The following is an 18,049-nucleotide window of genomic DNA, read 5'->3' on the forward strand; positions in this document are numbered from 1 at the left end:
TTTTAAAGAGATTAATTATAAAATGAAATCAAAATCAATTCTTATTACAGGCTGTTCTTCGGGTATTGGTTTATGCGCAGCAAAAACTTTGCAAACCAGAGGCTACCAAGTTTATGCTTCTGTAAGAAGTATCGATGATGTTGCAAAGTTAGAAGCGGAAGGGTTAAATGCATTAGTATTAGATTTACAAAATTCAAATAGTATTGAAAAGGGACTAGAGCTTGTACTCAATCAAACAGGAGGTAAGTTGGATTATTTATTTAATAATGGAGCTTATGGTCAACCAGGAGCCGTTGAGGATTTGCCAACTGATATCTTAAGGCAACAGTTTGAAGCTAATTTTTTTGGCTGGCATCACTTAACGCGATTAGTGATTAAAGTCATGCGAGAGCAAGGGCATGGACGAATTATTCAAAATAGTTCTGTTTTAGGTTTTGTTTGCATGCCTTATCGAGGGGCATATAATGCATCAAAGTATGCAATAGAAGGTTTAACTGACACTTTAAGATTAGAGTTAAGTGACAGCCCTATTTTTATTTCTTTAATTGAACCTGGTCCTATAGCATCAAAGTTTCGTGAAAATGCCGCAAAAATGTTTAAGCAAAATATCGATTGGGAGTCAAGCCTTCATTTTGATAAGTATAGTGAACAGTTAAAGCGATTAGAGAAAAAGGGGGATGCCAACTCGTTTACATTGGCTCCAGATGCCGTTGTTAAATGTTTAATTCATGCATTAGAGAGTAAACGCCCAAAAATTCGCTATCGAGTAACATTTCCAACAAAATTATTTGCTATTTTAAAACCCTTATTACCAACAAATATATTAGATATCTTATTAAATAAAAGCTGAGTTTTCAGTTATTATATATTTTTATTTTACCAGCTCGCTTTTTTCAAAAAAGAGAATCTCTGTAGGTTTTATTTCCCTAGCGTCAATAAAAAGAAGAAATTGTAAGATGCTGTTATTAAAATTAATGTTTGGTTATTGTTAACATATAAAAAACTAATAGGTCACTCTAAAAGATATCTATAATTTGGATTGTTTTAATCAGTTTTTAAAATGAGATTTATCAAAAAACTTTCAAAATTTTTAAAAAAAATATCAAAAAAGAATATTTTTTCACGTCAAGCTTGTTTCTTGTATTTATATAGCGCTATTATGGCGCAGCAAAAAGATAATGTTCCATAAGAAAAATAATATTTATTAACTGCAAATAGCTTAATCAAACAACCAAAAATGCGGGGGCCAACATTCCAATTGTTTTTGCTTTATCAAATATTATTTTATCAGTTTTTAGAGCTTTAAAAGCCTTACTGATAAGCTAGGTTTCTTAAATAATAGTTATATTATTTACATCTTCGATGTTTGGTTCGTTATTTAAAAATAAAACACTAAAACCTATACAACAACAATAAAGTATCGAAACGGAGAAGTACCAATATGAAAAAACACTCAAAATACATATTTGCTTTTTCTGCAATGACACTAGCAATGTCACAAGCGGTTTTTGCTGCAGAGCAGACTGATGAAGAAAAAGCAAACGAAGATGAGCAAAGAGTTACAATAACTGGCTCGCGCTTACAAAAGGCAGAGTTTGATCAAGCCGCACCGGTACAGGTGCTCAATGTTAATGATGCGATTAAATCGGGCATCAACAATGTTGCAGATTTATTACAACGTACCTCGATGGCTGGTGGACAGCAATTAGACGCTACTTATAACTCTAACTCTGGTAACTCTAATGCATCTGAAGCCCCACCTTCAGGGGGAGTCGGCTCATCTAACATTGGTCTACGTGGCTTAGGGCCAGAAAGAACATTAATTTTAGTTAATGGTCGACGTCTTGGCGCATCTGGTGTTCGTGGTGCACCATCTCAGCCTGATTTGAATCTATTACCACTTAATATGGTTGAAAGGATTGAAATTATTACCGAGGGGGCTTCTTCGATTTATGGTGCTGATGCGGTGGCAGGTGTTGTTAACGTTATTATGAAAAGAGGTTACGAAGGCGCTGAAGTTTCTGCTAATGTAACAAAAACCAAAGATGGTGGAGGCGATATTCGCCAATTCTCTTTTGTAACTGGACATCAAAGCGAAAAGTCAAATTTTGTTGTGTCAATGTCTTATTATGACAGAAAGTCAATTAAAGTCGGCCAGCGTGCTGGTGACTGTATTGTTATGCGGTCTAGGGACGAAGATGGTAATGTCTATGATCCATGCCGCAATCGTTTTTTCAATAATGTTGTTCTAAATTTTAGCGATAATCCAAATGATATTTTTGCATTCTATACGCCAGGTTCAACTGATATAGGTATACCTGATTTTAGTTCGGGATTCGGTTTACCTGTTCCGCCTTATGATGATGTCAGCATCGAAGGTTCAATGAGAAGCCGTTTTGTTTATAACCCTGATTATCATGATCAATGGGATCGGTACAACTCTGATTTAGTGCAACCAGTAAAACGTTTTACATTAGCCACTAATGGTACTTATGCCTTAGATTTATTTGGTGGTGATGAAGAGTTATTTTATGAAGCTTATTATTTTCACCGTCACTTAACTAACCAAGCGGCATCTGAGCAGCAAATACCAACTGTTGCCGGTATGATTCCACACGAAGACGCAAACGGTAATTTAGTACGCAATCCTGATGGCTCTTTGGATTTAGTAGATAATCCTCTTAATCCATTTACCACAGATGCAATGCCAATAGTGACTATTGATGATTTAAGTCAAAAACGTGATGTTGAATTAGATCATGTCAGATTTGTGTTTGGATTACGTGGTGATTTCCCGAGTGAAACCTTACGTGAGAAGAACTGGAATTATGAAATGTACGCTTCGTACGATAGAGGAATGGGACATCAGTCTCAACCTGTCTTACATGAAGAACATTTATTCTTATCTCAAGAAACTTTACGCCTTGATGTCAATGGAAATCCGGTTTGTGGTATTAGTCGTCAAACTGGAGATTTTGGTGGCATACTTTCATTGATGGATTGTGTGCCAGTTAATTGGTTTGCGCCAAGCATTTTTAATGTTGGACAACGAAATGGTGGTACTTTTGCCTCACAAGCTGAAAGAGATTATTTAGTGGCAACTAGAACCAATCGTACTGTTGTAGAGCAAGCAATGTTTAATGCTTATGCAACAGGTGATCTGTTTGATTTTAGTAGTGGTGGTAGTGCTGTTGCAGCGATGGGTATTGAGTATCGACGTGATGATATCTGGTCGGCGGTTGATTACTTAGGGGCTACAGGTGGAAATGCCGCTGAAAATCCGTTAACAGAAGGGCCAACTTTTGGTAGTCGAGATGTTAGCAGTGCTTATGCAGAGGTATCATTACCTATTCTAGTCGATCAAGATGGGGCTGATTTATTAGAATTAGAAGCGGCTGTAAGATATACCGATGAATCTAATTTTGGTAATGAATTAACTCAAAGAGCTCGCCTGACTTATAAACCCGTTGATTGGGTAATGTTATCGGGATCTTATGGTACCTCTTTTAGAGCACCTAATTTAAGAGAACAATTTTTAGCCGACCAATTCCAAGGAGTTAGTGGAGGAAGTGACCCTTGTGCGGTTCCTGGTGATGCAAGTGCTGGTGGTGTCTATAACCCCAGTTTAGATAACCGTCCGCAAATTGTTATTGATAACTGTATCGCAAGCGGTGCCGATTATACTTCGCTTGGTTTAAACGGTATTTTAAACATACCAGTTACTGTGGGTGGTAATGCTGCTGATTTATTACCAGAAACCTCTGAAAACTATACTTACTCATTGAAATTGACTCCTGATTGGGAAGGTGATTTTAAATTAAACTTTGCAATTACTTTCTTTGATATTGAAATTGAAGATACTATTCGTTCTATTAACGGGGCGACAATTATGTCTCGTTGTTATAATGATGCGCCTAACTTGGCTAGCCCATTTTGTGCTCGTATAACAAGAGATGGAACAGGTAAATTACCATCGCTTAACTTTGTTAGTGCTATTGATGCTTCATTTGTTAATGTTGGCTTAGAAACTTCATCTGGTTTTGATATCAATGTTGATTACTCAACTGATTTTGACGACTTATTAGGTTTACCCGTTAATTTGACCTGGACAAACCAATATACCCAAATGACAGAGCGTGAAGTGATCATTTTCCAAGGAGAAGCGGCTGATGATTTACTAGAAGACTTTGGTAATCCAAAACATCGTTTAGTTTCAAATCTGGAATTAAAAACCGGTGATTGGTCATTGTTATTAACAGGTCGTTATCAATCAGAAACTCATGCTAACGATACGATTTCAAAAACAATCCGCTGTGATGACTTTGTTGCTAGTGCTGAGTTAATTAAGCCAGATGGAACTCGTCCAAATGTACAGCCAATTTGTGAAGCTGATGCTGCGTTCTACCTGGATGCTTCTTTATCATGGACTCAAGAAGATTTTAGACTCAGCTTCGGTATCAATAATGTATTTGATAAACAGCCACCACTAATAGCAATGGGAGCTGGTTCAAATCGTGCTAACCGGGTAACTTCATCAGGCTACGATCAATTTGGTCAAACATATTTCTTGAATGCGACCTATAACTTTTAAATAATTAGCTAAACTCATATAGTTACTCACTTTGCCAGAGGGAAACCTCTGGCTTTTTATCTTTCATTCCTGACAACTTGCTCTAGTCGGTGTTATGCTACATCTCTTCTAATATAGGTAGCCAGTACTATCAAACAAGATTAATAGGGGAGAGAAGTGGGATTATTTAGCCGAATTTTAGGTAATGCTGATGAAGTCAACCTTGAAGCTATCAACGAAGAGTTTGCTCCAATCTTAGCCGATGATGAATCCATCCAAATTGGGTACAAGGTGATTAGAGATCTTTTTATTTTCACTAATAAAAGAATTATTCTTATTGATAAACAAGGGCTTACCGCTAAAAAAGTAGAATATTTAAGTATACCATATCGCTCAATTACCTGTTTTTGTATAGAAACGAATGGTCACTTTGACCTGGATTCAGAATTGAAAATATGGATTTCGGGACGTGAAAATCCTATAACCAAGGAGTTAAAGCGAGGTACTGACATAGTGGGGATCCAAAAAACAATTGCTAACTTTGTTTTTTAAACAGAATTATATTAACGAAAATACTATTTATTGAGAACGTTTATTTATTTGAGAAAAATATTGTTTAAATAATTCGTATAAAGCTTTCAAAGCTGGTAAACGCCTAGGGTTGGACAATGGGGAAGGTATTGTTTTTAACAGTAAAGTATGTGAAAATCCCGCGGTTTAGGCGTTGGTGTATATAGAGTGGGTAGAAAACTCAAATTTTCCGTTGATTCTTGGGCTGCTTGGTCACCTACCATGAGTCACGACTCTAATTGGACAGATTGGGCTTTAGATAAGGAGTTTTCCCTTAATTATCAAGCACCTGATATTACTCATATACCAGCAATGAAAAGACGGCGAATGAGTCATTTAAGTAAAATGGCTCTGCACAGTGCGAATTTATGTGTACAGAATGTGGCAATTCCGCCTCACTGTGTTTTCGCTTCTCAGCATGGCGAGTTAACAAGAACGGTTAAAATATTATGTTCTTTAGTTGAGCAAGGGGAAATATCTCCAACTGATTTTAGCATGTCTGTGCACAACACAGCTTTGGGGCTTTTCTCTATTCATGAGAAGAATAAACAACCCGCTACGACAATTGCTGCTGGAAATGATACATTTGGCTTTGCTCTCGTTGAAGCCTGTGTTTTGCTTAATCGGTTCCCTGAAGTACCTGTGCTTGTTGTCTACTTTGATGAACCTATTCCAGAGCCTATTAATTCTGAAAAAGGTCATTTAAAGGAATCATTAAGCATTGCATTATTGCTTAATTCAAAGGGAAACTCAGATATAGTCATGGATTTCAAACATAATAAAAATGCTTTTTCATCAGATATTGAAGATCTTGGTAAATCATTTCTTAAGTTCTTTCTTTCTGATAATAATAAACAAAGCGTGGCTACAGATAAAACAACCTGGTACTGGCAAAAGTTTTGATTAGAAAATTAAATTACATATGGCGTTTGATAGCCACTGCATTTAGTTTTGCCTTATTTGGAATAGGGGGAGTTGTTTTGAGTTTCTTAATCTTTCCTATGGTTAATTTATTTGTTGATAAGAAAGATAAAAAAGCTATCTCTAGAAAAATCATTACCAAAACGTTTCGTTTTTTTATCAATATGATGAGTTATTTTGGCATGTTTAACTTTAATATTGAACAAGCTGAAGCAAGCTTAGCCGATTATCATGGCAAAGTTATTGTTGCGAACCATCCTTCATTGATCGATGTGGTTGTTTTAATCGCAATTCTTCCTCATGCCGATTGTGTAGTGAAAAAATCCTTGTGGAATAACCCATTTCTCAAAGGTGTTGTTAAAGCTGCTGGTTATATTAAAAATGACGAAGATCCTGAAAGCTTGATTATGTCTTGTCAAAAATCACTTGATGAGGGGTTTTCATTAATTATTTTTCCAGAAGGAACCCGTACTCAACCAGAGCAAGCAATAAAGCTGCAAAGAGGTGCATCTAATATTGCATTACGTTGCGGCGCAGATATTGTTCCTGTCATTATACGATGTAAACCATCGACTTTAACCAAGAATGAGCCTTGGTATAGTATTCCGGATACTAAAGCCGAATTTTCAGTTAAAGTGAATGAGCCTATTAAAGTGGAACCTTTTGTTAACTCTGATGTTGGCTTATCTGTGAGTGCGAGAAGGTTGACCGAAGTATTAAAAAATTATTTATCCGAGGAAACTAAAAGTTATGCATGAGCTAGAAACAGAGATTAAAACACTAATCATTGAATCACTTGATTTAGAAGATATAACCATTGAAGATATTAACTCTGAAGAAGCTTTATTTGGGGATGGTTTAGGTTTAGATTCAATTGACGCTCTTGAGCTTGGGTTAGCAATAAAAAAGAAGTTTAATATAAAACTGGAAGCAAATAGTGAAGATTCTAAAAAACATTTTTATTCTGTCGCAAGTTTGACAGCATTTGTAAAAGAGCAGAGAGAAGTAGCTTAATGGAAAATAGAGAAGAAATATATAATCAATTAGTTGCCATTCTAGTTGAAGAGTTTGAAATTGATAAGGCGAGTATTACAAATGAGGCTAATTTATACTCGGAACTAGATTTAGATAGTATTGATACTGTCGATTTAGTGATTAAATTACAAGAAATAACCGGGAAAAAAATAGAACCAGAAACATTTAAAGCAGTAAGAACTATTGAGGATGTTGTTAATGCTGTTGAAGAATTAATTAACGAATAATGGACTTCACCTTTAAAGCTATTTCATTAACATTAGTTATATGTTATCCGCTTGCGGTGTTTTTGGGGCTGGAATATATGCAGCCTCGATATATGGCTGTTATATTGGGATTGATTATATTTTTTAAATATTTTGTTGATCGAAGAAATAGTGACTACAAGGCACCACATAAAAATATAACATTACTTGTTGGTGTAGCGATACTTTTTATCGTAGTGATAAGTAATTCTATATTGAGTTTAAAAATTTACCCTGTAGCGATTAATTTAACACTACTTTTTATATTTGCTTATAGTGTTGTTTATCCGCCATCAGTTATTGAACAAATCGCTAAAATCAGTGAGCCGGAACTGCCTCAAAGTGGTATTGTTTATACGAGAAAAGTGACCATTATATGGTGCATGTTTTTTTTATGTAATGGAATGTTTTCATTGTATACTGCAATTTTTACTAGTATTCAATTTTGGACGTTATATAACGGTTTGATTGCGTATATTTTAATGGGAACTCTCTTCGGGAGTGAGTTGGTGTACCGAAAAATATTTTTAAAAAAATAGTGAGAGTTTATGCTGAATCGTTTCAATAAACAGCTTAATGGCGACAATGAAAATAAAATTTTCTACAACATTATCACTGAAAGTTTTGTTAACTTAATGCGATTGCGTAGTGATGTTGCTCTATTAAAAAGTAAACTTAAACAGAATGATGCGCAAAGTTGGTTGTTGTATAGTGATGACTCTTATACTTTCTTTGCCGGCTTTTTAGCTTTGTTAAGTTTAAAAAAAGAAGTTTATGTTTGTTCAAATAATTCAGCTTCCTGGTTGGAAGAGTGTGAATCTAACTTTGAAGCTGTGTTAAGTGATAGTCGTATTCTAATTAAAAATAAGTTGTTTGTTGACTTTAATTGTGACGAGCAAGATGTTGAGTTAGAAGATTTTCTTTTAACAGGAGAAGAGCGGGTTAATTTTTTTACCTCTGGTTCTACTGGCGTACCTAAAGTTGTTGAAAAGAACTTGTTTTGTCTAATTAAAGAAATAGAAACATTAGAAAAAACATTCGCTAATCAAGTTGCTCAAGGTGTTTTTTATTCCACTGTGTCTCACCTACATATTTATGGTCTATTGTTCAAGTTAATTTGGCCTTTTGTGACAGGTCGTTACTGTACAAATCCTTTCATCGAGTATCCTGAGCAGCTTATTTTGATGGAAAAGCTAAATTTACCAATAGTTTTAGTGTCTAGCCCGGCATTTATCTCTCGTATTGATTTTTCTTTAGATAAGGTATCGCCCTCAATTGTTTTTTCTTCTGGCGGGCCACTGGCTTATGAAGCGTCAAATAAAGCGTTATCTTATTTCTCAGTAAGGCCTGTAGAAGTGTATGGTAGTACTGAAACAGGTGGAATAGCTTATCGACAACAAGAACACCAGAATACACCATGGCGGCCATTTGCGGGGGTTCAGTTTCAACAAGATAATGATGATACTTGGTTTAATGCAAATCACTTGTATAATCTTAATAAGATAAAATTAGATGATATTTTATCGTTTAATGACTTTGGTTATTTTCAACTGAAAGGGCGAAAAGATCGTATCGTTAAACTTGAGGAAAAAAGAATTTCTTTAACTGAGATTGAAATGTTTTTAGAAAAACTAGAGTTCGTTGAGCGTTGTGTTGCTTTAATAATACAAGGTAAAAGACAGTTTATAGGATGTGTTTTAATATTATCAGAGCAAGGCATCAAGAGAGAAAAAAGATTAGGTAAAAGTGCATTGTTTAATTGGTTTAAACTGAAAATGAAGAAGCATTTTGAGGCTGTAACAATTCCTAGAAAATGGCGTATTGTGTCTCAGTTACCTGAAACGACTCAAAGCAAATTAGATACTGATGCATTAAGGAAGTTGTTTATTAAAAGTGAAAGTTTAATATGATTGATTTGCCAGAAATAACGGACGAAAAAATTTCGAGCGACAAAGTGATCTTGTCATTATATATTGATAAAAAACTCAATGCATTTGAAGGTCATTTTGATGAAACGCCAATAATTCCAGGGGTTGTGCAGATTCAATGGGCTTTAGGATTAACTAAAAAATATTTTTCATCTTTTATTAGTAAAAATATTGCAAGGATAGATGCTTTGAAATTTCAACATGTCATTCAGCCAGGACTTAATGTTTTTCTTGAGCTGGCTGTGACGGATGATAAAATTATTTTTTCTTATTATTCCGATAGTGCAAAACATTCTTCTGGAAAGCTAGTGGTTGAATGAATGAATAATTACTCTCCTTGTATTGTCATTCCAATATATAATCATGGTGAAGTATTTAGCCAGCTTTTGCCTGAGTTACTTAGTTTTAATATTCCACTTGTTATTGTTAATGATGGAAGTAATCAAGCCACACAAGAAAAACTGATAGAAATAGATAAAGAGCATGAATTAGTTGATGTCATACACTTAGCTGGAAATAGTGGCAAAGGTGGTGCTGTTATTGCCGGTTTAAAAGCAGCTTATAAAAAAGAGTACACTCATGCTTTACAAGTAGATGCAGATGGACAGCACAACTTTTCTGATATTGAATCTTTTTTTATCAGAAGCAAAAATGCTCCAGATAGTGTTATTTGTGGATACCCTGTTTATGATGAAAGTGTTCCCTTGTCTCGGTTAATACCACGCTATATTACTCATTTTTGGGTTTGGGTTGAAACACTCAGCTTTAAAATTAAAGATTCAATGTGTGGCTTTCGAGTTTACCCGCTTGAGTCAACTGTGAGCTTGCTAGAACAGTTTAATATTGGTCAAAGAATGGATTTTGATATTGAAGTTTTAGTTAGGCTTTATTGGAAAAATATTGAACTCAATTTTTACCCGACCAAAGTGATTTATCCTAAGGACGGTGTGTCTCATTTTCAAGTTTTTCATGATAATTGGTTGATAACCAAAATGCACACAAAGCTGTTTTTTGGTATGTTGAAACGTTTGCCTTTTCTTGTTGGCAGAAAGTTTAAAGCTGAACCAAAAAATAAAAAGAGTATTCATTGGGGCGCTAAAAAAGAAAAAGGTAATTTCAGTGGGTTACGATTTTTGATTTGGATTTATCAAGTGTTTGGACGAAGAGTTTTTGCGTTTTTTTTACATCCGGTAATTGGGTATTTTGTATTAACTTCCACTAGTGCTCGAGCGTCATCACGTACTTTTTGGAGGAATTTATATCGGTTCGAAGGAAGAACAGAGAAAGTTCGCTTTGGTCAAATTTACGCCCATTTTTATGAGTTTGGTATAGCAGCAATTGATAAAATTGCCTGTTGGATGGGAGACATAAATCGCCAGGATATTATTTTACATGGAGAAAATGAGTTTAAACGGATTAGTCAATCTTCTCAAGGTGCTGTTTTTATTGGATCGCACTTGGGAAATATTGAGGTTTGTCGAGCGATTGGAGAAAGAACAAAAGAGTTTAAGATTAATGCTGTTGTATTTAACAAGCATGCACCTAAATTTCAGAAAGCTCTTAGCCAAAGTAATTCACAAGTGGAAGTCAATTTAATTCATGTAGAAAAAATGGGCGCAGATACCGCAATATTATTAAAGCAAAAAGTGGAGCAGGGCGAAGTAGTCATTATTGTTGGAGATAGAACTTCTGTCTCCAGCTTTGGAAGAATACAGTATGTTGATTTTTTGGGTAAAACCGCACCTTTTGCAGAAGGCCCACATATATTAGCTGGGCTTTTAGAGTGTCCGGTATATTTGTTGTTTTGCATCAAAGAAAGCGGAACCTATAATGTTTATTTAGAACATTTTGCTGACTCACTGAGATTTTCGCGTAAAGATAGAGCAAAAAAACTCAAAGAGTCAGTTCAACGTTATGCTGCGAGATTATCTTATTATTGTCAAAAAGCCCCGCAGCAATGGTTTAACTTTTATGATTTTTGGCAAGTAGATAAACCAGAATATATTAAACGAAATAATAAGTAAGATTATTGAGAGCAATAAGAATGTTATCGGAAAAAGAAACTAATCAACACACAGTTGTTTTTGGTGAGAATAATTTAACCATCGAAGATATTAATGCGATTGCTGAAAATCAGGCAGATGTTGCTTTAAGTAACAACGATGATTTTCATCAAAAAGTGAATTCAGGCGCAGAGTTTTTAGATAGACTATTAAAAGAAGATGGGGTTATTTATGGTGTAACAACTGGCTACGGTGATTCATGTACTGTTCAGGTCCCACTTGATAAAGTGGAAGAGTTACCACTGCACTTAACTCGCTTTCATGGCTGTGGTTTAGGTGATTTTTTTGATAAACAAGAAGCTAAAGCAATTCTTGCAACAAGGTTGGCTTCGTTGAGTCAAGGATATTCTGGGGTTCGTTGGAAAATGCTCCAACAGTTTGAAACTTTAATTAATCAAGATATCATCCCGGTAATACCCAAAGAAGGTTCTGTTGGTGCAAGTGGCGACTTAACACCTTTATCTTATGTGGCTGCGGTGTTGATTGGTGAGAGGAACGTTTATTTTGATGGTAAAGAGCAAACAACCGAGAGCGTTTTTGCCCAGCAGAATATCGAGCCCTTAAAATTAAGGCCTAAAGAAGGTCTGGCAGTTATGAATGGCACAGCTGTTATGACTGCTCTTGCATGCATTGCTTATAAACGAGCTGAATATTTAACTCGATTGTGTTCAAGAATTACCAGCTTATGTTCGTTAGCTTTAAAAGGTAATAGCAATCACTTTGATGATTTATTGTTTAGTGTTAAACCTCATCCAGGACAAAATCAGATTGCAGAATGGATAAGAGTTGATTTACATCATGAAAATCATCCAAGAAACTCGTCTCGCTTACAAGATAGGTATTCTATTCGTTGTGCTCCGCATGTTATTGGTGTGTTGCGAGATTCATTGCCCTGGATGAGGCAAATGATTGAAACAGAATTAAACAGTGCAAATGATAATCCAATTATTGATGGGCAGGGAGAGCATGTTTTACATGGTGGGCATTTTTATGGTGGGCATATTGCTTTTGTAATGGATTCACTAAAAAATTGTGTTGCTAATTTAGCCGATCTGATGGATCGTCAAATGGCGTTGTTGATGGATACAAAATTTAACCATGGTTTACCCAGCAATTTATCTGCTGCTAAACCCGGTAGAGAAATGCTTAATCATGGTTTTAAGGCGGTGCAAATTGGAGTCAGTGCATGGACTGCTGAAGCATTAAAAAATACTATGCCTGCGAGTGTTTTTTCTCGCTCTACTGAATGTCATAATCAAGATAAAGTTAGTATGGGAACAATTGCTGCTAGAGACTGTATTCGGATACTTGAGTTAACTGAACAAGTTGCTTCAGCTTTATTAATGTCGAGTACTCAGGGTTTGGATATTCGTATGAGCAATGGGGAAATTGTTAAAGAGTCTTTATCTGTAGAAATTTTACAAACTCACAAAGAAGTTTTTAATGAATTTGAGTTATTAACTGAAGATAGACCATTAGATCAAGATTTAAGAAACTTTGTTGATTTAATTAGAAAACAAAATTGGACAACTTATTAAGTGGTTATAGAGTATGAATAAAGTTGTTAATGCTGAAATAGTCATCACTGTACCATTTTATGATTTAGATCCGATGCAGATTGTTTGGCATGGAAATTATGTTAAATATTTTGAAAAAGTTCGTTGTGAATTGTTATCAAAAATTAATTATGGCTATGAAGAAATGGAGCGTTCTGGTTATATGTGGCCCGTTGTTGATATGAGGTTGAAATATGTAAACTCTGCTCAATTTGGACAACGGCTGTTATGCCAGGCAAAAGTTGTTGAGTTTGAAAATCGTTTGAAAATAGAGTATTTAATTGTTTGTCAGAAAACTGGTTTAAAACTAACTAAAGGGTATACGATTCAAGTTGCTGTTGATTTAAATAGTCGTGATATGCTTTTTGTTTCACCGCCTGTGTTGTTGGAAAGACTAGGAGTGAACGATGAATAAAACTTTTATTATGTTTATCTTTATGTTTATGGCAAGTAATGCATTGGCATGTAGTCTTGAGACCATTGCAGAGGCAATGGCTAAACAAACTATTTCAGCCAGTTTTATTCAAACAAAAAATATTGAAGTTTTATCTAGACCCATTCATTCAACCGGACGATTATGGGTAAAGTCAAAAGACTTACTTGTATGGCAAATGTTAAAACCTATCAAATCAACAATGGTGATTAGCCAAGGTGAAATGCAGCAGTTTGATAAAAATGATATGGTTTTAGCTGTCCCTAAAAATCCACTTGTAAATACCTTGTCTTCTGTTTTTATTCACTTGTTAACGGGGCAGCTAGAACAGTTATCCACCCACTTTAATACTGACTTTAAGTGTAATGATGAGAGTTGGACATTAAAATTAGTGCCGTTTAATAAAGATATTGCCCAGCTTTTTAGTCTAATTCAATTGCAGGGTAAAGATAAGATAGAGCAGGTCTTATTGAATGAAGTGAGAGGGGATTATACAACCATTAAGTTAAACTATATGACTCAAGAGTTAAGCTACGAATTTGAGAAGTATTTTGATAAACAAAATTAAAAATAAAATAGGCTTGCTTTTGTGGTTGATTTTTGCTGTGGCATTAGCAGTGAAGTTGTTGTTGTTGAGCAAACAGGGGATTGTTGTTGAAAATAACATACTTAAATTGCTGCCCATTGAAAAGCAAGATAAACAAATTGAAAAAGCATTTATTCAGTTCTCTGCAAAACATATGCAACGAATGTTTTTTTTGGTTTCTCATCAAGAAAAAACATTGGCACTTAAAGCCACTGAAGAACTGATATCAACACTTAATGAAAGCCAATGGATTAACGAGGTAACTTCTGGTGTTTCTAGTAAAGAGTTAAATTCAATCGCTCAATTGACTTTTCAATATCGTAACCACTTACTGAGTCAAGCCGATAAGCTAGCATTGACTAATGAGAATTACGAAACCTTTTCTGACTTTGTTTTACAACAGTTATATTCTCCTTTATCAGGTGGCTTAGTTGAACTGATAAGACATGATCCTTTATTACAGTCGTACCGATTTAATGCGGCTCAAAGTCAACGTAATACTCAAGAGTTAGCATTAGAGCAAGGTTTTTTATCACTAGAGAAAAATGGGGCTTATTATTATTTTGTTACTGCAGAATTAACTGGAAGTGCTTTTTCTCCTATAACTCAAAAAAATATTGTTGACTCAATTTCACAGTTGGAGGCTAATTGGGAAAATGCCGCTAGTCATGTTCGCTTATATCGAGCAGGAGCGATTTTTTATGCACACCATGGTTATGAAACTGCTCGTGGTGAAATTTCAACTATTGGTGTAGGCTCCTTATTATTAGTCGTTTCACTCGTTTTGCTTACATTCAGAAGTATTACGCCTTTGTTGTTAGTTGTGACTAGTATTTCTGTTGGTATCTTAACCGGACTTGCTGTTGTACACCAAGCTTTTGGTGAAGTACATTTAATCACTTTAGTCTTTGGGGCAAGTTTAATAGGGGTTGCCGTTGACTATTCTTTTCATTATTTAGCTTCGGTGAATCTGTCTGATAATTTTGTGCGCTTAAATAAAATATTTCCCGCAATAACACTAGGGCTACTGTCAAGTGTTCTTGGGTATTTGGCGTTATTTAATACACCATTTCCAGGTTTAAGACAAATGGCAATATTTAGTTTATGTGGTTTAATTGCAGCCTATTTAACCGTTGTATTACTGTTTCCTTATGTTCCTTTGAAAAATCGTATTTCATCACGAATTATTACTTTTTGCCAATTACTTGTTATGGCAGGGCAGTCTCGTTTAGCGATTAATGGCTGGAAGTTTTTTGCCGTAACTCCTTTGCTTGCTATTGCTTTACTATTTTTTGGCGCTTCAGAGAAAGAAAATATACGCCAATTTCAAAATACAAATACAAAACTTGAATCTGAACAAGCAACAATACAAGAAGTTTTACAAACACCAGCAGCGAATCAGTTTTTTTTAGTGAGTGCTAATACTGAAGAAGAGCTTTTACAAAATATGGAAAACGTTGGTGAGCAATTAGATGCGCTAGTCAATAACGGTAGTATTGAAGGCTACCAGTCAATACACCAATGGTTACCAAGTATTAGAAGTCAAAAAAATAATTACCAACTCTATAAAAAGCTTTATCAATCTTCTGCTTTAGATAAAATTGTCGAAAGCGGTATTATTACGCCACAAGAAGCGACTCAATTTGAAACTAAACTTTTAAATGATAAAGATAATTATTGGCAGCTAAATAGCTGGCTTAGTTCCCCCCAGGGCAAAAGAATGTCTCACCTGTGGCTTGGTAAAACAGGAGAGAGTTATGCGGCAATCATTGCTTTAAACAATATTAATAAGCTAGAAAATTTGACTGATTTAAATGAGCAGGTGATATTTGTTGATAAGGTCTTAAAAATTTCTCAAATATTTCAACTTTATAAAGAAAAAGCTTCGGTTTTGCTGTTGGTGACTTGTATCTTAATATTAGGATTATTAACTTTTAGATATGGTATAAAAAAAGCTTGTATTGTTCTTTCTTCTCCTGTTATTGCTATTTCATTTACTTTGATTTGTTTAACGGTTTTGTCTATTCCAATTACTTTGTTTAATACTTTAGCTTTATTTTTGGTTTTAGGTATTGGTGTTGATTATGGATTATTTTTTGCTGAAGGAAAAAAAGTGAGTGCAACGATATTGTTAGCTGTTATTTTGTCAGCTTTAACGACTCTTTTTTCATTTGGTTTACTGGCTTTAAGTGAGACACCTGCAATTTATGCCTTTGGTCTTACGATGTTTTTTGGTATTGGTACCGCATTATTACTTGCTCCTGTGATGGGCAGCTTTATTCTTAGATTGGGGAAACCGTCACTATGACTGAATTACAAAAAGAAAAAACAGATGTACTTGTAATCGGCGCAGGACCTTCTGGTAGTCTTGCGGCTAGCTTATTGCAAAAACAGGGAGTTGATGTTCGAATTGTTGAGAAGCAGGTTTTTCCAAGGTTTTCGATAGGAGAGAGTTTGTTACCTCAGTTAATGTGCTTTTTAAAAGAAGGAGATATGTTAGAGACTGTTGATTCGGCTGGCTATCAGTTTAAAAATGGTGCTGCTTTTAGTAAAAATGGGCAATACAGTGCTTTTAATTTTGAAGAAAAATTTTCTAATGGGCCGGGGACAACTTATCAAGTTAAACGGGCTGAGTTTGATCATCGACTAGCACTAAAAGCCGAAGAGCTTGGCGTACCAATCGCTTATCAACAGGAAGTGACTGATATTAAACTTGGCGATACTTCAAATCTGGTAACAATAAAAAAAGAAGATGGTACAAGTTATGTAATTGAGGCTGGTTTTGTTCTTGATGCGAGTGGCTTTGGCAGGGTTTTACCTAAGTTGCTCGATTTAGAGTTGCCATCAGAAATGCCAGTAAGACAATCTATTTTTTGTCATATTAAAGATAATATTCGTCAAGATAGTTACGACCGAAATAAAATACTAATTAGTGTTCATCCTAAAGATAATAGTGTTTGGTATTGGTTAATTCCGTTTTCAGATGGGACCTGTTCTTTAGGGGTTGTTGCTAAAACAGACTTTTTTGATAGTATACAAGGCTCTGATTTACAGAAGTTAGAAAAATGTATTGCAGAAGAGCCTGATTTATCAAGCTTGCTCGAAAATTCAGAATTTAATTCTCCAGTGCAAAGTATTACTGGTTATTCGGCCAACGTTAAATCTTTGTTTGGAAAAAATTATGCTTTACTAGGTAATGCTGGTGAGTTTCTCGATCCGGTTTTTTCTTCCGGGGTTACTATTGCTTTTAAGTCTGCGACGTTAGCTTCGTCATTAATTATCAAACAAAACAATGGTGAAAGCGTTTCTTGGGAAGAACAATATGCTAAGCCTTTACTGAAAGGTGTTGATACTTTTAGAGTGTTTGTTAATGCTTGGTATGATGGACGGTTACAAGACATTATTTTTTATAAAGAAGCGTCAGATGATGTAAGGCGTATGATTTGTTCTATTTTGGCGGGGTATGCTTGGGATGAAACTAATCCTTATGTGGCTCAAGCTAAGCGACGACTTAATGTGTTGGCTGAAATATGCAGAAGTTAATTGTTTTTTCTATAATATTATTTTTATTCACAGGTTGCGCTCATTTACAATATAGCGATAAATTAATTGAGTTGGATAATGGCGTTCAGTTTCAATTACTGTCACCGAAGAGTTTTGGCCATAACATAGTTGCAACTCAGGCTGCCGAAGTCAGCTTTAACAATGAGACGCATGAATTAATATTTCAAAGTGAAATAACCGATGAAAAGTTTGTTGTTGTTGGTTTATTACCTGCGGGAACTCGTCTTTTTACGGTTGTATATGATGGTGATACGATAGAAGTGGATGGTGTTTCTCAAGTGATTAAGAAAATTAATCCACGCTATTTGTTAGCTGATATTCAGTTTGCACTATGGCCTGTGGAGCAGGTAAAAAATAGTTTATACAATAACGCTAACTGTTTTAAATCAGATGAATGTCGCTTAGTCAATTCTGATAGTTCTTTTTTACGAACATTATATCGTGGTTCAAAGAAGCTAATTGAAGTGAAATACGGTGGGGTTCCTCATTATCAAAATCATTTAGCGTTTTATCATTATACTCGAGGGTATCAATTAATGATAACGCCATTAGATATAGAGATTTTTTAGTCGCTAATA

17 protein-coding genes are annotated in these 18,049 nt (G+C 35.1%); all 17 read left to right on the forward strand.

From position 1 onward, the window contains the following. Window positions 1–22: 22 nt before the first annotated feature. The 17 genes from ACT5E3_RS10860 (at window position 23) to ACT5E3_RS10940 (ending at window position 18,040) form a co-directional block, all read left to right on the forward strand. Window positions 23–850 carry an SDR family oxidoreductase gene (locus tag ACT5E3_RS10860; protein ID WP_444998329.1) on the forward strand — a complete coding sequence of 276 codons (828 nt, stop codon included), beginning with the start codon at window positions 23–25 and terminating at the stop codon, window positions 848–850. A 591-nt stretch (window positions 851–1,441) separates the two neighbouring features. Continuing rightward, the gene (locus ACT5E3_RS10865; RefSeq protein ID WP_444998330.1) at window positions 1,442–4,591 is read left to right on the forward strand and encodes a TonB-dependent receptor domain-containing protein; all 3,150 of its coding nucleotides are present in this window, start codon (window positions 1,442–1,444) and stop codon (window positions 4,589–4,591) included. 156 nt (window positions 4,592–4,747) lie between these two features. After that, window positions 4,748–5,122, forward strand: a complete 375-nt coding sequence (locus ACT5E3_RS10870; protein ID WP_444998331.1) for a PH domain-containing protein — start codon at window positions 4,748–4,750, stop codon at window positions 5,120–5,122. Window positions 5,123–5,308: 186 nt separating this feature from the next. Further along, window positions 5,309–6,043 carry a beta-ketoacyl synthase chain length factor gene (locus ACT5E3_RS10875; RefSeq protein ID WP_444998332.1) on the forward strand — a complete coding sequence of 245 codons (735 nt, stop codon included), beginning with the start codon at window positions 5,309–5,311 and terminating at the stop codon, window positions 6,041–6,043. Window positions 6,044–6,120: 77 nt separating this feature from the next. Continuing rightward, complete coding sequence (locus ACT5E3_RS10880; RefSeq protein ID WP_444998333.1) at window positions 6,121–6,819, forward strand: lysophospholipid acyltransferase family protein; 699 nt, start codon at window positions 6,121–6,123, stop codon at window positions 6,817–6,819. After that, window positions 6,812–7,075, forward strand: coding sequence for a phosphopantetheine-binding protein (locus tag ACT5E3_RS10885; protein ID WP_444998334.1), 264 nt, complete (start codon window positions 6,812–6,814; stop codon window positions 7,073–7,075). The genes ACT5E3_RS10880 and ACT5E3_RS10885 overlap by 8 nt, the downstream gene beginning before the upstream one ends. After that, window positions 7,075–7,323 carry an acyl carrier protein gene (locus ACT5E3_RS10890; RefSeq protein ID WP_444998335.1) on the forward strand — a complete coding sequence of 83 codons (249 nt, stop codon included), beginning with the start codon at window positions 7,075–7,077 and terminating at the stop codon, window positions 7,321–7,323. The genes ACT5E3_RS10885 and ACT5E3_RS10890 overlap by 1 nt, the downstream gene beginning before the upstream one ends. Before the next feature lie 77 nt (window positions 7,324–7,400). Further along, a complete protein-coding gene (locus ACT5E3_RS10895; protein ID WP_444998336.1) occupies window positions 7,401–7,880 on the forward strand; it encodes a hypothetical protein in 480 nt (159 codons plus the stop codon). A gap of 9 nt (window positions 7,881–7,889) precedes the next feature. After that, window positions 7,890–9,251, forward strand: coding sequence for an AMP-binding protein (locus ACT5E3_RS10900; protein ID WP_444998337.1), 1,362 nt, complete (start codon window positions 7,890–7,892; stop codon window positions 9,249–9,251). Next, window positions 9,248–9,589, forward strand: a complete 342-nt coding sequence (locus ACT5E3_RS10905; protein ID WP_444998338.1) for an ApeI family dehydratase — start codon at window positions 9,248–9,250, stop codon at window positions 9,587–9,589. Before ACT5E3_RS10900 ends, ACT5E3_RS10905 begins: the two co-directional genes overlap by 4 nt. Next, window positions 9,590–11,293, forward strand: a complete 1,704-nt coding sequence (locus tag ACT5E3_RS10910; protein WP_444998339.1) for a glycosyltransferase family 2 protein — start codon at window positions 9,590–9,592, stop codon at window positions 11,291–11,293. It begins immediately after the preceding gene. A gap of 20 nt (window positions 11,294–11,313) precedes the next feature. Further along, window positions 11,314–12,870 (forward strand): HAL/PAL/TAL family ammonia-lyase, encoded by a 1,557-nt coding sequence (locus ACT5E3_RS10915; RefSeq protein WP_444998340.1) that lies wholly within the window; start codon window positions 11,314–11,316, stop codon window positions 12,868–12,870. A 13-nt stretch (window positions 12,871–12,883) separates the two neighbouring features. After that, window positions 12,884–13,303 carry an acyl-CoA thioesterase gene (locus ACT5E3_RS10920; protein WP_444998341.1) on the forward strand — a complete coding sequence of 140 codons (420 nt, stop codon included), beginning with the start codon at window positions 12,884–12,886 and terminating at the stop codon, window positions 13,301–13,303. After that, window positions 13,296–13,889, forward strand: a complete 594-nt coding sequence (locus ACT5E3_RS10925; protein WP_444998342.1) for an outer membrane lipoprotein carrier protein LolA — start codon at window positions 13,296–13,298, stop codon at window positions 13,887–13,889. Before ACT5E3_RS10920 ends, ACT5E3_RS10925 begins: the two co-directional genes overlap by 8 nt. Further along, on the forward strand, window positions 13,873–16,215 hold the full coding sequence (locus tag ACT5E3_RS10930; RefSeq protein WP_444998343.1) for an MMPL family transporter: 2,343 nt from the start codon (window positions 13,873–13,875) through the stop codon (window positions 16,213–16,215). Before ACT5E3_RS10925 ends, ACT5E3_RS10930 begins: the two co-directional genes overlap by 17 nt. Further along, complete coding sequence (locus ACT5E3_RS10935; protein WP_444998344.1) at window positions 16,212–17,450, forward strand: NAD(P)/FAD-dependent oxidoreductase; 1,239 nt, start codon at window positions 16,212–16,214, stop codon at window positions 17,448–17,450. The genes ACT5E3_RS10930 and ACT5E3_RS10935 overlap by 4 nt, the downstream gene beginning before the upstream one ends. After that, window positions 17,438–18,040, forward strand: coding sequence for a DUF3261 domain-containing protein (locus ACT5E3_RS10940; RefSeq protein WP_444998345.1), 603 nt, complete (start codon window positions 17,438–17,440; stop codon window positions 18,038–18,040). The genes ACT5E3_RS10935 and ACT5E3_RS10940 overlap by 13 nt, the downstream gene beginning before the upstream one ends. Window positions 18,041–18,049: the final 9 nt, after the last annotated feature.

The organism is Aliikangiella litoralis, from assembly GCF_052495765.1.